Raw genomic sequence first — 21,072 nt, forward strand, 5'->3', positions numbered from 1 at the left:
ATGAAAAGAACAGAGTATCTGACAAATGAAACGTCCCCGTGGCTTGCGTGGCTGCTAGCTTTTAAAGGCTTTTTGAATTAATTCTTTAATCAGTTCTTCTTTAGGTATGAAGGGTAGGGTGATATGATCTGTGCTGGCATTTTCTTGGTTATACTCTATCCCCGTTGTAATAGAGTTTTCATTTCTAGCCCAAGCTCTTCTAGCTACGCCTCCCATAACATCCCAAGGCATAGCTGACTTTAATATACTATCTACCCTATCGCTGCCATCTAACACCATTCCAAATCCACCATTGATAGATTTCCCTATTCCTACACCGCCACCATTGTGTAATGCAACTAAGCTCATTCCTCTAGCGGCATTTCCAGCAAAGCATTGGGTAGCCATATCTGCCATCACATTACTGCCATCCTTTATGTTGGAGGTTTCTCTAAAGGGTGAGTCAGTACCACTAACATCATGATGATCTCTTCCCAGCATGATGGGGCCAACTTCACCTTTTCTCACCATTTCATTGAATTTCAGAGCAATTTTTGTTCTTCCCATAGCATCTTGGTATAGAATTCTTGCTTGAGTCCCTACCACCATCTTATTCTTTTCAGCATCTCTAATCCAAACATAATTGTCTCTGTCCTGGCCTCTTCTATTAGGATCGATTTGCTCCATAGCTGCTTTATCCGTTTTGATTAAATCTTCATGCTTACCACTTAAGCATACCCATCTAAAGGGTCCATAACCATAATCAAAGAGCTCTGGTCCCATGATATCCTCTACATAGGATGGGAAGATAAAACCGTCCTTCTCATCAATCCCATTTTTAGATATTTCCTTTACCCCTGCATCATATACGGCCTTCATAAAGGCATTGCCATAGTCAAAGAAATAGGTACCTCTTTCAACTAATGTTTTAATAAGCTTAAAGTGTGTTTTCAAGGTTTCATCTACTAATTGTATAAATTCCTCTCTGTTCCTCTTAAGTATATCTGTTCTTTCTTCAAAGCTGAGGCCTTGAGGACAGTAGCCTCCTTCATAAACAGCATGGCAGGAAGTTTGATCAGAGAGCAAAGGAATTTTTATGTTGTTATCTACTGCATATTGTAGTAGGTCCACAATATTGCCATGGTATGCTATAGAAATAGGCTCTCTTTTCCCGATGTATTCTTCAGCAATAGTAAATACTTCCTTTAAATCATTGGAAATAATACTTACCCATCCTTGATCATGTCTTGTTTTAATTCTAGAATAGTCTACTTCTGCTATGATTCCTACACCATTGGCGATTTCAACAGCCTTTGGTTGAGCACCGCTCATACCGCCAAGACCAGAGGTTACAAATAGTATACCTCTTAAATCTTCATCCTCAGCTAAACCTAATTTTTTTCTACCTGCATTTAAAAGGGTATTAAAGGTTCCATGAACGATTCCCTGTGGTCCAATATACATCCATCCACCAGCCGTCATTTGTCCATAATTGGCTACCCCCATTTGTTCGGCGATATCCAGATCCTTTGGATTGTCAAACATTCCAACCATCAATGCATTTGTGATGATAACTCTTGGGGCATCTGGTTTGGATTTAAAAAGTCCTAAGGGATGACCAGATTCTATCACTAATGTTTGTTCATTTGTCATTACCTCAAGATATTTTTTGATTAATCTGTATTGCATCCAATTTTGGCATACCTTTCCCGTCTCTCCGTAGGTTACCAGCTCATATGGATAAAGGGCAATATCAAAATCAAGGTTATTATCCATCATGACTTGAAAGGCTTTGCCTTCAATACAGTTGCCCTTGTAGGAATCAATGGACTTACCTTTAATGTTTCCTTCTGGCCTAAAGCGATAACCATAAATCCTACCTCTTGTCAGTAGTTCTTCTAAGAATTCTGGTACTACAGTTTCATGCAACTCTTCTGGAATATAACGTAATGCATTTTTTAAAGCAATCTCTGTTTGGTCTACTGTTAATTTGAATCCTCTATCCGGTGCTCTCCTAATCCCTTTGACAAACTCAGGATATGCTGGCAAAGTGTTATCTAATTTAATTGTCATTGCATTAGAAATGCTCATATTATTAATCATGCAAACACCCTCCTATTTATTTCTTAATTTATTATTCTCTTTAATTTATATTATATCTATCTACCGTCACTATAACGTCTAATTTGCCAAAAAATATTTTATGTGCATATGATATTTCTATTTTTGTACATTAAAAAAAGCCTGACATTCAACAGGCTATACAGCTTAGTTAGTAGATGCCCGATGCTGGGCACTGTTATTTGTAATTGAAAGATCCTTTTATATTACCTCTGATCTGCAAGCAATTCCATTGCTTATATTTTTTGTTAAATCAATTTTTTTTGAAATACCCATTGGTTTTCCAGTATCATCGGCTATTATCTCTATTATGGGTCTAGTGGGCCAGTTTTCATCCGTATGAATCACCACACCACTTTCACCTGTTTGTAGTTTTACCAGTGTACCTACAGGATATATACATATATTTTTCAAAAAAACCTTCACTAGATTATAATCAAACTGATGATTTCCCATAGCAATTAGATATTCGATAGCCTGATGTATGGGAATACCATTTCTATAGACTCTGTTGGAGGTTAGGGCATCATATACATCACAAATAGCAACTATTCTTGGGAAAATATGTATATTGTTCCCCCATAGTCTATTGGGATATCCAGTACCATCGTACCTTTCATGATGATCCCGTATAATCCAACGAATTTCTTCTTTGAGTCCTTTTATTGTTTCCGTCATTTCATATCCCAACAGAGCATGCCTTTTTATTTCTTCATACTCTGCTTCTGTCAACAGCTGGGGTTTATTTAGTATAGCATCGCTAATGTAGATCTTTCCAATATCATGTAGTAATGCTCCTACTCCTATGGCTTTCAAATCATCTTTACTGTATTTAAGTGCAATCCCCATCATTAAAGATAAAATACACACATTTACACTATGTTCAAAGGTATACTCATCTATGGTCCTCATATCAGATAAATTGATTAAGATCCCTTCTTCTGACATCAAATCTGTAATAATTTCTGTGATTACAGCTTCCAGAGCTACGATATCAATTTCCTTTGAAATATGAATATTATTTATTGTCTCTTTTATGATGTTTAAAGCCTGTTGCCTTGTTTCTTTGGTAATCACTTCATTTACTTCAGGCATAACATTTTTGTCCCAAGAAATATAGATATATTTTATCTGATGCTTCTTCAATTTATCTATATATAATTGTTTTAATTCCATACCTTTATCTATTAATAACTTCCCCTGTTTATCAAATATAGGTTTAGCTAGTATCATTCCAGGTATTACTACGGAAATATTGATTTTAATCATCAATCTCTCTCCCTCTATGCCATGGATATCATTTCCTGTTTTTTTGCCACAAATATTACTATTCGCCAAAAAAATCCAAAATCCTACTAAAATAATATATTTTTGTAGGATTTTTAAACATAGTGCAAATTTACTAGTGATCTCTTTCATTTTTCTTATGCTGTAATTTTTTTGCTATTTCCTCTATTTTTCTCAAACGATGATTTACACCTGATTTTCCTATATTTGGATTTAATAGTTGTCCCAGCTCCTTTAAGCTTGCATCTTGATAATGCAATCTTACTTCTGCAATCTCTCTTAAGGTTGGCGGGAGTTGGCTTAAACCTATAGTATCTCTAATATATTCTATGGCTTCCATTTGTCTCATAGAGGCGTTTACAGTTTTACTTAGATTTGCGGTTTCACAATTTACTATTCTATTAATATCATTTCTCATTTGTTTGTATATTCTAATGTTTTCTAAATCTAACAGAGCTTTATGGGCACCTATGATATTTAGTAAATCTACCACCTGGTCTCCTTCTTTTATGTATACTACATGACTGCCTTTACGTTCAACAGTCTTTGCAGTTAAGTTGAACTCATTGATTAATTCTCTTAAATCTTCACTATGCTCTTGACTATTGGTCACAAATTCTAAGTGATAGGTTTTTTCAGGAGCACTGATGGAAGCACCACCTAAAAAAGCTCCTCTTAGATAGGCTCTTTTACAGCATTGAGTCATCACCAGATTCTTTGGAATTTTATAAGTAATATCAAAGGAGCTACCAACCTTTTTAAAGATACCAACTTTTTTTAAAATAATTGCGCTTCCCATTGCATGGGTAATCATCATCATATAGTGGTTGTTCTTTTTTAAACGTAGGTTTCTTCTCACCATTACTTCAGTGTGTATTTGAAATAAATCCTTAATATATCGAAATATTTTTCTTGCAGTAGACGGATTTTCTGTATTAATCCTCAGATTAAACCTTCGTAAACCAGTTAGCTGTAAGGTTCCGCTCATTCTTATTAAGGCTGCTAATTCTGTAAGCTTACAGCAATCGGATTCTGGGATAATTCTCGACAATTCTGATTTAGTGTCTGCTGAAAATGACATAATACCACAACCTTTTTGTTTTATTGTTTCCAAAATATAACTTCATCATAAATTATCAAAAAATGTGCAAAATATTAGTGAGGCACTTTATATTAATCATGGAGGTGTATTGTATGAGAAATCATCCTAAAATGGAAGTAATGTGTCATGTTCACAACTGTAAATTTAATGAAACAGATTATTGCTTTGCACCCAAGTTGGAGGTTAATGCTAAAGGTCATAGTGACCAAGCCAAAAGTTCAGATGAAGCACTTTGTACCACTTTTCAACCTCAATAGTCTCTAGTAAATTCATTTATTATAAGACCTCACTTATCTTGTGAGGTCTTATTAATCTGTTGAATAGCTTTTTCAATAATCTCTTTTTCATCATGGTATTTTGCTAAATCTACTGCTCTATCAATATGAATAAAATTAGCATCTATAAACCCCTCGTCTTTTAAGGGTATACAATGAATCGTCCTTGATTGCATTAAAAACCAATGAACAGTTTTATTGATCACATGATTATCTTCCCAGCTGTTTTTGAAGGTGTAATGTATTTCTCCAAGGTATTTTAAAACATCCACCTTTACTCCCGCCTCTTCATGTACTTCTCTGATAGCGGTTTCTCTAATAGTTTCATGTAATTCTACCTTTCCTTTTGGAAGCACCCAATCTCCATTATATTTTTTTAGTAGTAGAATAGCATTCCCAAAAACTACTACACCGCCAGCACTAATCTCTTCTCTCACACCTTCCACTCCTTTAAACATTCTGTCTTTTCACTTTCTGCTATACTTTATTATGTCTAGTATTAATAGATTTATATGATTTATTATAATAATAAGTTACCATATTCAACTATTTATTTCAATCACTCACAAAAAGGAAATCCTCTTCAGCAGGAAGAGGATTAAGATTGTTGATACTATAATGAAATTAATTAGCACCTATTCAATTGGCTTTAGTTTAGCTGTAAAATGTCTAAGGACCTCAGGCTCGTAAGTAAATTCAAAACCTTTTAATGTCTCTCTTTTTTTCCAAATTTCGATTAGCGCGTCGGCTACTACATCCATATGATTATAGGTATACACTCTTCTTGGTATGGTAAGTCTTAGCAATTCCATAGGGGATTCTAGTTGTTCTCCAGTTTCAGGATCTCTACCTAATAGGAAGGATCCAATTTCTACTGCCCTTACTCCTGCTTCTTTATATAATTCTACACAAACTGCCTGAGCAGGGAATTGATTATAAGGAATTTGTGGACAGAATTTTTTACAATCTACAAATACAGCATGTCCTCCCACTGGTCTTTGTATAGGAATACCTGCGTCTATCAGCCTTTGGCCTAGGTATTCAATCTGACCAATTCTACTTTCTAGATAGTCTTCTTCTACTACCTCTCTTAGGCCTCTGGCTAATGCCTCCATATCTCTCCCTGTTAAACCACCATAGGTAGGGAATCCTTCTATAGGAACTACCATAGAACGGCTTATTGTATAAAGTTCTTCATCCTCTTTGATTGCAATCATACCACCCATATTGACAATTCCATCTTTTTTTGCACTCATGGTTAAGCCATCACCATAGCTGAACATTTCTCTTATGATATCTACGATTTGTTTATTTTCATAGCCTACTTCTCTTTTCTTAATAAAATAAGCATTTTCAGCAAATCTTGCAGCATCAAAAATAACCTTTAATCCATACTGATCAGCTATCTTTTTTACTCCCTTAATATTTTCCATAGATACTGGCTGACCACCTACACTATTGCAGGTTATGGTTACAATAATAAAAGCACAGTTTTCTACACCTTTTTCTTTAATAAACCCTTCAAGCTTTCCTAAATCAAAGTTTCCTTTAAAAGGATGCTCCGTCTCTGTATCAAAAGCTTCCTCAATTACTAAGTTAACTGCCCTGCCTCCCTTTAATTCAACATGAGCCTTAGTAGTATCAAAATGCATATTACTTAAAACATATTGCCCCTTTTCCTTAATCATAATTGGAAATAGTACATTTTCTGCGCCTCTTCCCTGATGGGTAGGAACAAAATACTTGTATCCAATGATATCTTGAACACTTTTTTCTAAATTATAATAATTTCTACTGCCGGCATAGGATTCATCTCCCATCATAATACCAGCCCATTGGTAATCACTCATTGCCCCAGTACCACTGTCAGTTAATAGGTCGATATATATGTCCTCAGCTTTTAGAGCAAATTGGTTATAGCCTACCTCTTTAATCTTCTTGTCTCTTTCTTTTCTAGGGATTAGCTTGATAGGTTCCACCATCTTAATTTTGTACGGTTCTGCTTTTCTAATGGCCATAATAAACAAGGTCCTCCTTCTACTATGATTTTATTGTTAAAAAATTTGATTAGTTAAAATTTTTTTCTGCTCAGTCAGTATTCTATATTAGTATCTTATATTCCTGCTATATTTATAAGATTTTTCACAAAATTTTACAATAAAACGTATTTTTACAATCCTATTTTTTATAATATTTTAGAAACCCCTGTTTTTTGCCCTCACATGCCATCTCAACAATAATCTTAGATAGTTTTACGGCATCATGTCGCACATAATCCTTTTTTATTTCTACTAAATTTTCTTCTACTAGCTTTACTCTATTGTTTTTTAGGCTCTCCCTATCTTCTGCCGTTATTTTTACTAAACTGGCACCCTCTTGTTTATATTTGTAAGAAGCGTCCTCTGCTACCTCTCCATTATTAGCTATAACATAATCAACTTCTATTTTAGGACAATGCTTCCATATTGCCTCAAGATGATGTCTAATAGCATATCCATCGGTTTCACCCGGCTGTGTCATCATATTGGAAATATAGATTTTTTTATTAGAGGTTTTCCTTAAAGCTTCTGTAATGTTTTTTACTAGAAGATTAGGAAGTATACTAGTGAAAAGACTTCCAGGTCCTAATACAATGGCATCAGCGCTCTCTATAGCCTCTATAGCCTCCTTTAAACCCTCTGCATCCTTTGGCTTAATAAATACTCTATCTATTGGACTTTCCTGCTCTAATGCTTTTATAGGAATGTTAGATTCACCCTTGACTACTGTTCCATTTTCCAGTGTTGCATATAAAGTAACATCCTCTAAAGTAACTGGGTATACCTTTCCTGTAACGGCTAATACTTCACTAATTTTTTTGATAGCTTCTTCAAAGCTGCCACTAATGCCATTCATAGAAGCAATTAATAGGTTTCCAAAGCTCTGTCCCTTTAAAGTTCCTTCTTCAAAACGATATTGCAATAGATTTTCCATGGTTGGTTCCATCTCTGCTAAAGCAATGATACAGTTCCTTATATCTCCAGGTGGCAGCATCCCTAAGTCTTCTCTGATCTTCCCAGAGCCGCCTCCATCATCTGCTACTGTCACTACTGCAGTAATATTGTTGGTAAACTGTTTCAATCCCCTTAACAATATAGATAGACCCGTGCCTCCTCCTATAACAACAATTTTGGGACCACGGGCAAGAATTTTTTTATCATAGATTTTTTTATTCAGTCCCTGTTTATCTAAGTTCCCTCCCATGCTGTGTATATCCTTAAATAAAGACTGCATCCCATAATATAAAGCAAGATATATGCAAAAAATACCTAATAGTCCTATAAAGAATTGTAGGCCAGTGCTAACTTCCATATCCATTGCCATATAGAAATAAGAGAGCGAAAAGGCGAATAAAAGCACCCCAACAAATCCGAATATTATCCATCTTTTGATTTGTAATCCTGGTTTTAACCAATACTTAAGTTTCATTTAATCTTTTTTCCTTTCCCCCAATGATTCGTCTCTATGAGTGAGTATTGTTCGATAGCCTTCTTCTTTCAATCTGTAATATAATACATGCGCTATTGTAACAGAACGATGTTTTCCTCCTGTGCATCCAATAGAAATCACCAATTGATTCTTTCCTTCCTTGATATAATGAGGAATTAAAAAGCTTGTTAACTCATAAAGCTTGTTAGAGAACTCTATACTGATAGGAGAATTCATAACAAACTCCCTAATCTTTTTGTCTTTCCCAGTAAAATCTCTTAATTCTTCAATGTAGTAAGGATTCGGTAAAAAACGAACATCAAAAACTAAATCTGAATCCAAAGGAATACCATGTTTAAACCCGAAGGAAGTAACATAAATAATGAGGTTATCTGTTTCATTACCTTCTAAATAGATGTTTCTCAATTCTTCTTTTAGTTGTCCTGGGGTTAATCTTGTGGTATCGATGATATTGGTCGCCATTTCCTTTAGCTCTTTTAATCTTTGTCTTTCTTTATTAATCCCGTCTCCAATGCCGCCATCTGTTGATAAAGGATGTTTTCTCCTGGTTTCCTTAAATCGTTTTATTAGCGATTCATCACTGGCATCTAGAAACATTATTTCACATTGGTGTCCTGTAGACTTTAGACTATCTAAGCTAGCAAACAGGTCGTCAAAAAACATACCTCCACGTATATCAATGACTAAGGCTACTTTATCTATATCTCCTTGGGATTGTCGACATAACTCAACAAATTTAGAGATAAGTATAGGGGGTAAATTGTCTACACAATAAAAACCTAAATCCTCCATGCATTTCACAGCTTGACTTTTTCCAGCACCCGACATTCCCGTAATAATAACAAATTTCATCCCATCAAACTCCTCTTTTGTAAACTACCAATCCTTATTCTTCTCCCACAATCCTTACTTCTGGATGCAGCTCCACTCCGAACTTCTCCATTACAGTTTTTTGTATGAGAGCAATCAAACTTAACACATCTTTTGACGTTGCATTTCCAACATTTACAATGAATCCCGAATGTAGTTCTGACACTTGAGCCCCGCCTACCTTTGCACCCTTTAATCCAGCATCCTGTATCAGTTTTCCTGCAAAGTATCCCGGTGGTCTCTTAAAGGTACTGCCTGCACTTGGTAAATGAAGTGGTTGTTTTGTTGTTCTTTTTTCTGTTAAATCGTCTGTAATCCTCTTTATTTCTTCATAGCTTCCTTCCATTAATTCCATGGTTACTTCTAAAACGATATAGTTGTGGGTTTGCACAATACTGGTTCTATAGCCTAACTCTAGTTCTTGTAGAGATAAATCAAGTATTTCTCCAGCCTCGTTTAGAACCCTGCAGCTTTTTACAACATCCTTCATTTCTCCTCCGTATGCCCCAGCATTCATGGTGATGGCGCCACCTAATGTACCCGGAATTCCACTAGCAAACTCAAAGCCCTGTAAGCTTTTCTTTAAAATTTTTTTAGCTAAAGTAGATAATAGAATACCTGCATCAGCTATTGCTTTATTGTCCTCAAAGGTTACATGATTGAGATTATCAGCGATTTTAATAACAACACAGCGCATCCCCTTGTCTCTGACTAAAAGATTAGAGCCATTGCCCATCACAAAATAGGGTGTTTTTTCCTTTTTGCATGTCTGGATAGCCATTTGAATCTCTTCAATACTTTTAGGCATTAGTAATATATCTGCAGGACCTCCAATTTTAAAGGAGGTGTGATTTTTCATAGGCTCCTCTAACAAGATATTATCCTTCTTGGTAAAGGTTAGAAATTGCTGGTATATTTTATTTTTATCCACGATCTTCACTCCTAAGCTGTTAATATAGCTATATCCTTTTAAATGTTTACTTCTTCTAAAGTATATCCTTTTTTTTCTAACAGGTCAATTATTGATAAAAACTTCATTTTCCAATGGTGTTTAATAATAATTCTACCTTCTGATTTACTTCCCTTAGTATCTCTTCAGCTGTTTTTTTCCCCAACAACCCTAATCTTATTTCATTTTGCAGAATATTATCAATTTCCTTCCAGTAGGGATGGGGAGGAATCATTTTGGTATTATCTAAGTTGTTATATAGCATCGTCATTAAGGCATTTCCTTCGTAAATATTTCCTACAGTTTTTTTAACAGGAAATACTCCTAACCGATCTAATTCCATTTGATATTTGTCATCTGTTAAGTATTTTAGAAAATTAACACATACCTGTAGCTTTTTGTCATCCACTTGTTTCTTTACGCCATAAGCTCCTATTCCACTACTAATAGATATCGGGACACCTAATTCTCCTGTTGGATAGTTAGCAATGGTGTATTCAAAGCCTACTCCTTCCTTTATTAAACTGTCTAATACATTTAAAGCCCAGGTTCCCACTGGATATACGGCAATATTTTGATCTTGATAAAAGGAGGTCCATGCTGCATTGGAAGTATTTTCTCCAAAATTTGTTGGTGTTACTCCATATTTGTATTTAAGATCAATGATTTTCTCTACACCACTCTGTGCTGAATCATCAGTAAATACATATTGCTGATTTTTATTAATGATTTCTGCACCATCGCTTAATAAAAACCCCCATATATTATAATAACCCGATTGTACGAAACTATTAAATCCAAAATAATCTGCCTTCCCCCTACCCTTACTATCATAGGTAAGTCGCTGCATTTTTTCAACAAATTCATCATAGCTCCAATTGCCATCAACAGGTGGTTCTACCCCTCTTTCATGGAAAAGATCTAGGTTTAGTACCATGGTATAAGTGGTCATCATCCAAGGCATTGCCCATATCTGTCCATTATAGGTTACTGCTTCTATAACATTTTCTCTAAACTTTTCTACTTCTTCTTCAGTTAAATAGGTGTCTAGCGGTTCTAGGATTTCCTGCCCCAAGATGCTATAGTCGCTGCCAATTGGTATAATATCTGGTGGGTTTCCCATTTTTATTGCAGTATCCAGCTTCACAGTACCTTTTTCCCAATCTAATGTCTGGAAATTAATATAAACTCCGGGATTTTCTTTTTCAAAGTCTTGTATTTTTTCATATATCCACCGAAAATTTGTACCGCTGTCCCTATCTAATCTTGGAAAATCCCAAAAGCTTATTACTCCCGTCCAGGACGGTTCTATTTGGGCTTTATTATGATCTGCAATTTTCGGTTGCAGATAGTATAGATAAAATGGTCCTCCAATAATAAACATGAACAGTGTCAAGTAAATGACTATCCCCAATAACTTTTTTTTGCTTTTTCTCATAGGAATCCCTCCTATTAATTTCTATTCTTGCTGATTATCCTTTATTCATTAGGACAAAATCACATAAAAAAAAGAGTACTGGTGTACTCTTTAATCCTTCATGTTATAAAGTTACAACATCTCCTATTGTAATACCACCTGCTCTTCTCACCCTTCCCCAAAATATGTGCTTGCTTAGGCCACAGCTTTTTTCGTTAGCTAGGGCAGGACAATCATGGTGACATTCTTTTCCTAACATTGTTATTTCAATACTGCTGTCCCCTAAATACATCATAGAAAAAGGTTCAATTGCTTTATAATCTAAACCTTCAATAATAAGATTAGCTTTAAACTTTAAATGACAAAAACCTTGTACTTCATCATACTGCAATTTATCATACCCTATGGAGGTGATTATGCTAATATCTCTTTGATGACTTAAAGAATTAGATATTTCTAGAAATGACTTTTTATATTCTCTCCATATTCCTTCTTCATCCTTTTTATAAATACTCTTTATTTTTGCCAAGCTTTGTTAACCTCCGATTTCTGCCATGCTTCTTTTTCCCAACTGGTAACCATCTGTATATAAGTAATGCTGCTGAGGTTTTGCCATGATAGCGTTTGCCATGACATCCTTTAAATCATCAGGAGTATTTCTTATGACATTTAATATGTCTATTTCTTCATGACTATGGAGGCATGGCTTCAATTTTCCGTCACTGGTCATGCGTATCCTGTTACATTCTCCACAGAAATGACTACTGATTGGATTGATGAATCCAATTTTACCTTTTCCATCTGGCAGCTTATAGTATTTTGCTGGACTGGAAGCTTGATGAACCAAAGGTATGAGGTTCCCTATTTTTTCTTTAATTGCTTCGTTAGAAATAAATCTTTCCTTTGCCCAATTGCCTGCTTCCCCTACTGGCATTAATTCAATAAACCTAACCTCAATATTTTCATTCTTGGTGAGATTAGCAAGATCCTGTACTTCATCTTGGTTATAGCCGCCAATTACAACAGCATTCAGTTTTACTGGAGTCATCCCCAGCTTTATTACTTCTTCTATACCCTCCAGAACCTGATGTACATCTCCGCCTCTAGTAATCCTTGCATAATTGTCTTGCTTCAAAGAATCTATACTGATGTTGACACGCTTCAATCCAGCTTCTTTTAAATCTTTAGCATGCTTTTTTAATAAAACACCGTTGGTGGTCATAGCAATGTCTTTTATTCCTTTAATGTCCGACAAACCTTTTATAAATTCAACAATACCCTTTTTCACCAAAGGTTCTCCTCCAGTGATTCTGATCTTATCTATACCAAGAGTTGCAGCGATTTTTACAGCTTTTGTAATTTCTTCAAAGGTCAGCATATCTTTATGATCTTTTTTACAAATTCCTTCCTCTGGCATACAATAAAGACATCTTAGATTGCATAGGTCTGTAATGGATATTCGCATATAATTGACTCTTCGATTATATTGATCTCTCATCCTATCACTCCTTATATCAATAAACTTCCTCTGTTTATTTTTATCATTAAATTCACTTTTAACTTCATTATACAAAAAAGCTAGTCCTTTGAAAGGACTAGCTTTTATAGCATCAGTATCTTTTTCCTTTCCAATTACGGGAGGCATAAGGATTTCTCTTTATACCCATAGGCTACTTCCCTTAGGTTAATACCCTTAGAGATGGTAGCTCGGAATATTATTATATTATATGTTTTTACTTACCTCTCATTATAGCACTTTTAGGTAGAAATTAAAATATTTTTTTCACCATTATAAATATTCAGTCTTCTCCCTCTTGCAAATCCAATAAGCACCATATTTAAAGTTTTTGCAATCTCTACCGACAAATCAGTTGGTGCTGACCTTGATACAATTACTGGGATTTTTCTCTTGCTGGTTTTTATAATCATTTCTGATGAAATTCTACCAGTTGTTATTAATATTTTATCCTCCAAACCCATGTCCTTCAAAAAGGCTTCCCCTATAATCTTATCTAGGGCATTATGTCTTCCTACATCTTCATGAAACAACAATATTTCCTCATTACTACACAACCCACAAGCATGGACCCCTCCAGTCTCTTTAAATAAGTAAGACATTTCGTTGAGTTGGCTGGAGAGACTCAAAATCTCTTCTGCCTTTATTTGTACGTTATTTTCTATAGATTGAGCACCTAAGGAATCCAGTACATTATAAAAAACCGTCCCTTTGCCGCATCCAGTAGTAACTGTTCTTTTTCCAAATAGTTTTTCTGCTAAAGGAGATTTATTCTTTAACTCAATATATCCGTGACCTTTTTCTTCATCTATGTGTATTTTTTCTATTTGATTCTTACTCTTAATAATCCCCTCTGATACTAGAAACCCAACTGCTAAATAATCTAAGCCCTTCGGTGAACATAATAATGTAATAAACTCTTCATTGTTTAGAAATATAGTGAATGGATATTCTACAGTAACTAAATCTTCTATTGATTCACAATTATTATGATTAATCTTATGAATAACCACTTCCTTTGAATAGGCCATTTTCCTCCCCCTTTTTCATACTCCTATGTAATTTCTATGTTCGAAGTCAATTATCACCCAATATGATGATGCTAAAGCCAGTATTTATTTCTATTATAGCACACTTCCTTTTTTTCTTTAATTGTTTGTTAAAAAACAATCTAAAAATCCAGCTACCACAGCGTATTAACAAATACGCCGTGTGCTGGATTTTGGTTTTATTTTAGCCTTTAATGATAGCTTTAAATGGACAGGCTGGTAAACAGGCCCCGCATTTGATACATGTATCCGTATCGATTACATATACTTCCTTGCCTTTTTCGCCGCTAATACAATCAACTGGACATTTTTTAGCACAAATACCACATTTTTTACAAAGCTCTGGAATAACCTTGTATTCAAGTAATGCTTGACATACTCCCGCTGGACATTTTTTGTCATTTACATGGGCTTCGTATTCATGTCTGAAATATTTTAATGTTGATAACACTGGATTTGGCGCTGTTTGTCCTAATCCGCAAAGAGAAGCCGCCTTGATTGTCTTAGCCAATGTTTCTAGACTCTCCAAATCTTTAAGGGTGCCTTTCCCTTCAGTGATTGCTTCTAGTATATCTAGCATTCGCTTTGTACCTTCACGACATGGGGTACATTTTCCACAGGATTCTTCAACTGTAAAGTCCAAGAAGAATCTAGCGATATCTACCATACAGTTATCTTCATCCATAACAATCATTCCACCGGATCCCATCATAGATCCTAATTTTATTAGATTGTCATAGTCAATAGGTGTATCTATATGTTCAGCTGGAATACAGCCACCGGAAGGTCCCCCTGTTTGCACTGCCTTAAAGGCTTTTCCTTCTGGGATCCCGCCTCCTATTTCATAGATTACCTCTCTTAGGGTGGTTCCCATTGGGATTTCTAATAATCCTGTATTGTTAATCTTTCCACCTAAAGCAAATACTTTTGTTCCCTTAGATTTTTCTGTTCCTATTCCTGCAAACCACTCTGCTCCTTTTAAAATAATTTGAGGAATATTTGCGTAGGTTTCAACATTGTTTAATAGGGTGGGTTTATCCCAAATACCCTTTTGTGCTGGGAACGGTGGTCTTGGTCTTGGCATACCTCTTTTTCCTTCAATAGAGTTAATTAAAGCTGTTTCTTCTCCACATACGAAGGCTCCTGCACCAAGTCGTATTTCTAAATCAAAATTAAAGCCCGTTCCAAAAATATCTTTTCCTAATAAGCCTTCTTCTTTTGCTTGATCAATAGCAATCTGTAGTCGTTTTACTGCTATTGGATACTCTGCTCTTATATATACATAGCCTTTATCTGCACCTACTGCATAGCCTGCTATTGCCATAGATTCTATAATAACGTGAGGGTCTCCCTCTAGAACAGAACGATCCATGAAAGCTCCTGGATCTCCTTCATCGGCATTACATGCTACGTACTTTTGATCTCCTTCTGCTTTAGCTGTAAATTCCCATTTTAAACCCGTTGGGAATCCCCCGCCTCCACGGCCTCTAAGACCTGATTTCTTTACTATATCAATAACCTCTTGTGGTGTCATTTCTGTTAGTACACTGGCTAAGGCTTGATAACCGTCAAAAGCAATATACTCTTCTATTACTTCTGGGTTAATAAGCCCGCAATTTCTTAGTGCAACCCTTTGTTGCTTTTTGTAGAATCCTACCTCGTCGATAGATCTAATTTTGTCTTCCTCTACTGATTCTTTATATAATAAGTCTTTTACAATTCTTCCTTTTAATAAATGCTCTTCTGTAATTTTATCTACATCATCTACACTAATATGACTATAGAAAGCACCCTCAGGGTATACAATTACGATAGGACCAGCCTCACAAAGCCCAAAACACCCTGTTTTTATTACTTTAACTTCTTTTTCAAGCTCATGTTTTTCTAATAATTCTTCAAATCTATCTAAGATTTTTGCTGAATCTGAAGATACACAACCTGTCCCTGCACATACCAGCACATGCGATCTAAATAAGTCCATTTTTTTACCCCCTTACTTTATTGTTATACTTTCATGCAGTTTTCTATTTTTCATAGGCCCCAATAGTGTATTCATCCACTACTTTACCATTTACGATATGATCTACTATAATTTTCCTAGCCTTTTCTGCAGTCAAATCAACATAGGTTACCTTTTCTTCGCCTTCTTTATAAACCTCTATCATTGGCTCTAGTCTACAAGCACCTATACATCCCGTTTGAGTTACTACTACATGCTCAACATTTCTTTTTTTAACTTCTTCAATTAAGGCCATCATTACTGGTCTAGCGCCAGCAGAAATCCCACAGGTTGCCATACCTACTACAATTCTAGTTCCTTTTCTATCACTTCTAAGATTAACCTTTTCTAAAGCTTCTTTACGAATTTTCTGTAATTCAGCAATGGATTTCATAAATAAACCCCCTTTTTAATATTTCTCCATAATACCTGGTATATCATCTACCTTTAATCTTCCATATACATCTTCATTTACTGTTATTACTGGTGCTAAACCACAGGCACCTATACATCGAGTAGCTACTAAGGTGAATTTACCATCAGCAGAATTTTCTCCTGGTTTCGTGTCAATAATTTCACTGATTTTGTCAAGAATAGGTTGGGCATTTTTTACATAACAAGCTGTTCCTAAGCAAACCCCTATTACATATTCACCCTTTGGTTCAATTGAAAACTGAGAATAGAAGGTTACAACACCATAAATCTCACTTAAAGATATCTTTAGTTCTTCAGAAATCTTTTTTTGCACCTCAATTGGAAGACAGCCAAAGATCTTCTGCCCTTCGTGAAGTACTGGCATTAGAGCTCCTCTTTTTCCTTTGTTTTCGTCAATTACTTTTTGCAGCTTTTGAAAATTTTCTTCAGTCAAAACATTTTTAGCCATAATGTCCCTCCTTTTTTTATGAATAATTAATTGATAATAAATAGTTAATACATGTAGTAAATTGTTTTATACTTTGTAAATATTCATTTTAAATGAATATTCAAATGCCTGATTTATTAATTGATGTTATTAATTAATAACTTAAATTAACTAAGAATCGAGTTTGTTAAAAATTTAACCATTTTTCCTACTATTTATTTCCCTATTGCTTCAACTGCACTGGCATTGTTATTTTGTTATAGAAGAAGTATTCTTTTTATTAAAAGAATAAATAGGGTTATTATTAAGTATTATTTTTTGCTGTTTATAGTCAAACATCCATATGTTTTTTAAGCTTATTATTTATTTTTCAACCACTATTAATATATAATAAATATTATTTAAAATCAATAGTTGTTCCTAATTATTTTTAATTAGCATTTTGTCAATTATTATAATCAAGGCCTCATCCATTGAAATTTGAAGCTTTAAGATTTGATGCTAAAATTTTGTTATTTCTAATTTTTTAGTTTTTTGCTTCTGCCACTTTTTTCGATATTAAAAATCCTTCTATAATTGAATTATTATGATTAAAGCATATACCCTAGGCAACGAAATAATATATTGTATTTAGCACGCCTTTGCAGTTCTTTCTTCCCCTATTATTTTTATTCTCTCTATTAGATGTAAGCACTTCAAGATAATTATTAAAGATGTGTTATTGTTAAATTATTAACTATTTTTAGAGGAAATTTCATCAAAATTCTATTGGTTTCTCTGCTTAAAATCATCAGTTTCCTCTGTTTTCATTGGTAAATGTTGGTTATAAAGATTCTTTTCATTATTTATTATCCTATATACTTATTTGAATTCATCACTTTTTTGTTATTTTTTTAATAATTATTCACTCTTGAGATTTTTTAATAGCTTTTCACTAAAAACCTTTGCTGCATTGTAGCCCATATATTTTAGACGATGATTTCTTGCTGCAATCTCAATGATAACAGCTATATTTCTAGCAGGCTTAACTGGAATCACTATTTCTTCAATTTTTATTCCTAATATTTCTCGATAGTTTTCGTCTAAGCCTAATCGGTCATAGGTTTTGTCTGAATCCCACTCTTCTAGTTCTATTACCATATGAATATTAGACTTATTTTTAATAGCGCCTACTCCAAATAAGCTTTTAGCGTCTATAATTCCAATCCCTCGAACCTCTAGCATATGTCTTGTTATTTCTGGTGCACAGCCCAATAAATACTCGTGCCCTATTCTTTTTACCTCCACTGCATCATCCGCCACCAGCAGATGTCCTCTTTTTATAAGCTCTATGGCTGTTTCACTCTTCCCAATACCGCTTTTCCCAGTGATTAAAGTTCCTATCCCATGTATGTCCATTAACACCCCATGCAAGGTAACACTTGGGGCTAAACTATCCTCTAGATAATTAAGCAAATCGCTAATGAGTTTTGTTGTATTTAAACTGCTTCTTACTATCTTTCTCTGATGCTTTTCTGCCGCCACCAACAATTCCTTTGGTGGGTCTAAATCTCTACTAATAATGATGCAAGGAATCTCGTAAGAAAGAAGTTGATCAAATCTTTCTTCTCTGGTTCTTTTATCAAGGGTATTAATAAAAGTATGCTCCACTTTACCAATGAGCTGAATCCTTTCATGGGCAAAATGATCAAAGAATCCACCTAATTGAATTCCTGGTCTATTTAATTCTGTAGTCGTTATTTTTTTGCTCTCCACTTGTAAATGATTGAGTTCTTCTAATTGAAGATCTTTTATTAATTTCTCCACAGTAATATATTTCATTGATTTTCCTCCCCAAGCTATTGTTATTCTTCCTGTGATTTTGCCTTTGATTTTTCTTCGAAAAATGCATGTATATTTTCTGCCACAGTTTTATTAATTTGTTCTACTTCTAATAGCTCTTCAATGCTGGCTTCCTTTATCCTGTCAATACTTTTAAAATGCTTCATTAATGCTTTTCTTTTCTTTTCTCCAACTCCTGGTATTTCCTGCAGGATAGAAAGTAAGGTTGTTTCTTTTCTGAGACTTCTATGATAAGTAATGGCAAATCGATGCGCTTCCTCCTGCACTTTTGCTACAAACAAAAATAAACTCGATGCCTTATTAAAGCTTAACTCTTTTCCTTCATAAATCAAACCCTTTGTTTTATGCTTATTATCTTTAATCATCCCACAAATAGGAATATTCAGACCTAATGCCTTTAAGGACTTTTCTGCACTATGAACCTGACCTAATCCTCCATCCACCATAATTAGGTCAGGAAATACTGAGAATCTTCCTTCTTCTAAGGTGGTCCTCCCCTCAATGATCTTATTTGTTTCCTCCAATCCTCTTTTAAATCTTCTATAAATAATCTCTTCTATACTAGCATAATCGTTTGCACCCTTTACATTTTTAATCTTAAATCTTCTATAGTCTCTATTTTTAGGTTTGCCATCTTCAAATACTACCATAGAACCTACTGATTCTACCCCTTGGATGTTAGATATATCAAAAGCCTCAATGCGATAAGGTGCTGTCTCTAAAGCCATTAACTGCTGCAAGTCTTTCATAAGCCTTTCTTTTTCTTCCTGCTTTCTCCTTTTGATTTCTCCTGTTTGCTCCATCATCAAGACAGCATTTCTTTTTACCATATCAATTAGCTTCTTTTTTTCTCCTTTTTGGGGGACCTTTACTGTCACTTTATTTCCTCTTTTTTTGGTCAACCAATCCTCTATCAGAGCTGCATCCTCAAGTTCTTTTTCTAGTAATATTTCCTTAGGAATAAATGTGATATTATTATAGAACTGTTTTACAAAGGAGGATAGCACCGCCTCTACGCCTTCTCCTTCATTTACTGATAGAGTGTAGTGCTGCCGTTGAACGATCTTTCCTTGCCTAATAAAGAAAACCTGTACAAAGCTTTCCTTAGGACCGATGGCTGAGGCAATTACATCTTGGTCCATATCATTGTTGGATACAATTTTTTGCTTTTCTATAATACTGGATAGTGCCGCCAGCTGATCTCTATAGGAGGCAGCTTTTTCATAATCCATTTTAGATGCAGCCTTCTGCATTTTTTCTTGGATATTTTTAATAAGCTGCTGTTCTTTCCCATTCAAAAATAAAGAAATATCATGAATCATTTGCATATACTGCTCTTCATCTATATTTCCCTTACAAGGACCTAAGCATTTTTTTATATGATAATTAAGACAAGGCCTTTCCTTTCTTGCAATGGAAGCCGGAATATTTCTTTTACAGGTTCTTATAGGAAATAGCTGATGGATAATTTGCAGTGTTTCATTTAGGGCAGCTACATTGGAATAGGGCCCAAAATATTTTGAGCCATCCTTGATAAATCGTCTAGTTTTCATAACCCTTGGATATGTTTCCTTCATATTTATTTTTATATAAGGATAAGTTTTATCATCTCTTAGTAAAATATTATATTTCGGCTTATTCTCTTTGATAAGGTTGCATTCTAGCATTAGAGCTTCTAACTCTGAGTCTGTTACAATATATTCAAAGGATGTAATGTTAGCCACCATTGCTCTTACCTTTGGAGCTTGATTTCTTAATGATTGAAAGTATTGTCTTACTCTATTTTTGAGGGATATAGCCTTGCCTACATAGATAATTTCATTATCCTTATTTTTCATTAGGTATACCCCTGGCTTTTCCGGCAATATTTTAAGCTGCTCCTTTATGTCAAACATAGTATACCTCCTACCTTTATACTTAGTATCATATTCTATTATATCAAATGTATAAAAATATACACAATGACAATACTCCAAACAAATAATTAGATAGTGTAAAGTAGGTTATGAAAACTAAGAAACAAAATTTTACAACATGATTTGTGGGGGGAGTACCTTCTTAAAAGAAGAAAACATCAAAAAAATAGATTGATGATACCACAAATAATGCTCTGGAACCCACAGCATTGATGGTGAAACGATGAAGTTTAGCAAAAGTGCAAAGGCACATTTAAGGGGAAGGTTGGTTTTGTTGTGAGAGGATGGTTTGTTGCCCTAAGTAGATCAGTAGCTGCCATTTGCCCGGCATATTATCGGCATTTGTCAGCATATCGACTTCGTTTAAAGGACGCTTCCACTCATGAAGCTTGTGAGGAC

At 34.7% G+C, this 21,072-nt stretch carries 18 protein-coding genes and 1 riboswitch; of the genes, 1 reads left to right on the forward strand and 17 read right to left on the reverse strand.

The features are described from left to right. Positions 1–54: 54 nt before the first annotated feature. The 3 genes from BMX10_RS12245 to whiA form a co-directional block, all read right to left on the reverse strand. On the reverse strand, positions 55–2,082 hold the full coding sequence (locus tag BMX10_RS12245) for a urocanate hydratase (RefSeq protein WP_090444567.1): 2,028 nt from the start codon (positions 2,080–2,082) through the stop codon (positions 55–57). 219 nt (positions 2,083–2,301) lie between these two features. After that, positions 2,302–3,369, reverse strand: a complete 1,068-nt coding sequence (locus BMX10_RS12250; protein WP_170834811.1) for an HD-GYP domain-containing protein — start codon at positions 3,367–3,369, stop codon at positions 2,302–2,304. 133 nt (positions 3,370–3,502) lie between these two features. Next, positions 3,503–4,468, reverse strand: a complete 966-nt coding sequence (gene whiA / locus BMX10_RS12255) for a DNA-binding protein WhiA (RefSeq protein WP_090444573.1) — start codon at positions 4,466–4,468, stop codon at positions 3,503–3,505. Positions 4,469–4,581: 113 nt separating this feature from the next. Here whiA and BMX10_RS12260 point away from each other — a divergent pair, with 113 nt between their 5' ends. Next, on the forward strand, positions 4,582–4,746 hold the full coding sequence (locus BMX10_RS12260) for a DUF1540 domain-containing protein (RefSeq protein WP_090444575.1): 165 nt from the start codon (positions 4,582–4,584) through the stop codon (positions 4,744–4,746). A gap of 29 nt (positions 4,747–4,775) precedes the next feature. Here the strand turns inward: BMX10_RS12260 and BMX10_RS12265 are convergent, their stop codons facing one another. The 14 genes from BMX10_RS12265 to uvrC all read right to left on the reverse strand — a co-directional run bounded on the left by BMX10_RS12265 (position 4,776) and on the right by uvrC (position 20,652). Next, on the reverse strand, positions 4,776–5,201 hold the full coding sequence (locus BMX10_RS12265; RefSeq protein ID WP_090444577.1) for an NUDIX hydrolase: 426 nt from the start codon (positions 5,199–5,201) through the stop codon (positions 4,776–4,778). A gap of 198 nt (positions 5,202–5,399) precedes the next feature. Continuing rightward, on the reverse strand, positions 5,400–6,782 hold the full coding sequence (locus tag BMX10_RS12270; protein ID WP_090444580.1) for a tryptophanase: 1,383 nt from the start codon (positions 6,780–6,782) through the stop codon (positions 5,400–5,402). A gap of 160 nt (positions 6,783–6,942) precedes the next feature. Continuing rightward, positions 6,943–8,232: a gluconeogenesis factor YvcK family protein gene (locus tag BMX10_RS12275; RefSeq protein ID WP_090444583.1), complete on the reverse strand. Its 1,290-nt coding sequence runs from the start codon at positions 8,230–8,232 to the stop codon at positions 6,943–6,945. Next, entirely contained in the window at positions 8,233–9,105 is an 873-nt protein-coding gene (gene rapZ / locus BMX10_RS12280; protein ID WP_090444586.1) for an RNase adapter RapZ, read from the reverse strand. It abuts the gene before it with no gap. Positions 9,106–9,139: 34 nt separating this feature from the next. After that, entirely contained in the window at positions 9,140–10,054 is a 915-nt protein-coding gene (murB, locus tag BMX10_RS12285; protein ID WP_090444589.1) for a UDP-N-acetylmuramate dehydrogenase, read from the reverse strand. 103 nt (positions 10,055–10,157) lie between these two features. After that, positions 10,158–11,510, reverse strand: coding sequence for an ABC transporter substrate-binding protein (locus tag BMX10_RS12290; RefSeq protein ID WP_090444592.1), 1,353 nt, complete (start codon positions 11,508–11,510; stop codon positions 10,158–10,160). A 103-nt stretch (positions 11,511–11,613) separates the two neighbouring features. Beyond that, a complete protein-coding gene (locus BMX10_RS12295) occupies positions 11,614–12,018 on the reverse strand; it encodes a hypothetical protein (protein ID WP_090444595.1) in 405 nt (134 codons plus the stop codon). Positions 12,019–12,024: 6 nt separating this feature from the next. Beyond that, positions 12,025–13,134 (reverse strand): GTP 3',8-cyclase MoaA, encoded by a 1,110-nt coding sequence (moaA, locus tag BMX10_RS12300; RefSeq protein ID WP_330387904.1) that lies wholly within the window; start codon positions 13,132–13,134, stop codon positions 12,025–12,027. Continuing rightward, a riboswitch (molybdenum cofactor riboswitch) is annotated at positions 13,095–13,214 on the reverse strand. It overlaps the preceding gene by 40 nt. A gap of 33 nt (positions 13,215–13,247) precedes the next feature. Further along, on the reverse strand, positions 13,248–14,036 hold the full coding sequence (gene fdhD, locus BMX10_RS12305) for a formate dehydrogenase accessory sulfurtransferase FdhD (RefSeq protein ID WP_090444599.1): 789 nt from the start codon (positions 14,034–14,036) through the stop codon (positions 13,248–13,250). Positions 14,037–14,238: 202 nt separating this feature from the next. Then, complete coding sequence (gene nuoF, locus BMX10_RS12310; protein WP_090444602.1) at positions 14,239–16,035, reverse strand: NADH-quinone oxidoreductase subunit NuoF; 1,797 nt, start codon at positions 16,033–16,035, stop codon at positions 14,239–14,241. Positions 16,036–16,078: 43 nt separating this feature from the next. Further along, on the reverse strand, positions 16,079–16,447 hold the full coding sequence (locus BMX10_RS12315; RefSeq protein ID WP_090444605.1) for a (2Fe-2S) ferredoxin domain-containing protein: 369 nt from the start codon (positions 16,445–16,447) through the stop codon (positions 16,079–16,081). Between the two features lie 15 nt (positions 16,448–16,462). Beyond that, positions 16,463–16,936: an NADH-quinone oxidoreductase subunit NuoE family protein gene (locus tag BMX10_RS12320; protein ID WP_090444608.1), complete on the reverse strand. Its 474-nt coding sequence runs from the start codon at positions 16,934–16,936 to the stop codon at positions 16,463–16,465. A gap of 879 nt (positions 16,937–17,815) precedes the next feature. After that, complete coding sequence (gene hprK / locus BMX10_RS12325; protein ID WP_090444611.1) at positions 17,816–18,736, reverse strand: HPr(Ser) kinase/phosphatase; 921 nt, start codon at positions 18,734–18,736, stop codon at positions 17,816–17,818. Between the two features lie 23 nt (positions 18,737–18,759). Continuing rightward, positions 18,760–20,652: an excinuclease ABC subunit UvrC gene (gene uvrC / locus BMX10_RS12330; protein ID WP_090444614.1), complete on the reverse strand. Its 1,893-nt coding sequence runs from the start codon at positions 20,650–20,652 to the stop codon at positions 18,760–18,762. Positions 20,653–21,072: the final 420 nt, after the last annotated feature.

The sequence above is a fragment of the Natronincola peptidivorans genome (assembly GCF_900111615.1).
GTDB lineage: Bacteria > Bacillota > Clostridia > Peptostreptococcales > Natronincolaceae > Natronincola_A > Natronincola_A peptidivorans.

Excerpts from the sequence above, each read along its gene's own strand:
- BMX10_RS12245 (WP_090444567.1), bottom strand. The coding sequence starts at position 2,082 with ATGATTAATAATATGAGCATTTCTAATGCAATGACAATTAAATTAGAT.
- BMX10_RS12250 (WP_170834811.1), bottom strand. The coding sequence starts at position 3,369 with ATGATTAAAATCAATATTTCCGTAGTAATACCTGGAATGATACTAGCT.
- whiA (WP_090444573.1), bottom strand. The coding sequence starts at position 4,468 with ATGTCATTTTCAGCAGACACTAAATCAGAATTGTCGAGAATTATCCCA.
- BMX10_RS12260 (WP_090444575.1), top strand. The coding sequence starts at position 4,582 with ATGAGAAATCATCCTAAAATGGAAGTAATGTGTCATGTTCACAACTGT.
- BMX10_RS12270 (WP_090444580.1), bottom strand. The coding sequence starts at position 6,782 with ATGGCCATTAGAAAAGCAGAACCGTACAAAATTAAGATGGTGGAACCT.
- BMX10_RS12275 (WP_090444583.1), bottom strand. The coding sequence starts at position 8,232 with ATGAAACTTAAGTATTGGTTAAAACCAGGATTACAAATCAAAAGATGG.
- rapZ (WP_090444586.1), bottom strand. The coding sequence starts at position 9,105 with ATGAAATTTGTTATTATTACGGGAATGTCGGGTGCTGGAAAAAGTCAA.
- BMX10_RS12290 (WP_090444592.1), bottom strand. The coding sequence starts at position 11,510 with ATGAGAAAAAGCAAAAAAAAGTTATTGGGGATAGTCATTTACTTGACA.
- moaA (WP_330387904.1), bottom strand. The coding sequence starts at position 13,134 with ATGCCTCCCGTAATTGGAAAGGAAAAAGATACTGATGCTATAAAAGCT.
- fdhD (WP_090444599.1), bottom strand. The coding sequence starts at position 14,036 with ATGGCCTATTCAAAGGAAGTGGTTATTCATAAGATTAATCATAATAAT.
- nuoF (WP_090444602.1), bottom strand. The coding sequence starts at position 16,035 with ATGGACTTATTTAGATCGCATGTGCTGGTATGTGCAGGGACAGGTTGT.
- BMX10_RS12315 (WP_090444605.1), bottom strand. The coding sequence starts at position 16,447 with ATGAAATCCATTGCTGAATTACAGAAAATTCGTAAAGAAGCTTTAGAA.
- BMX10_RS12320 (WP_090444608.1), bottom strand. The coding sequence starts at position 16,936 with ATGGCTAAAAATGTTTTGACTGAAGAAAATTTTCAAAAGCTGCAAAAA.
- hprK (WP_090444611.1), bottom strand. The coding sequence starts at position 18,736 with ATGAAATATATTACTGTGGAGAAATTAATAAAAGATCTTCAATTAGAA.
- uvrC (WP_090444614.1), bottom strand. The coding sequence starts at position 20,652 with ATGTTTGACATAAAGGAGCAGCTTAAAATATTGCCGGAAAAGCCAGGG.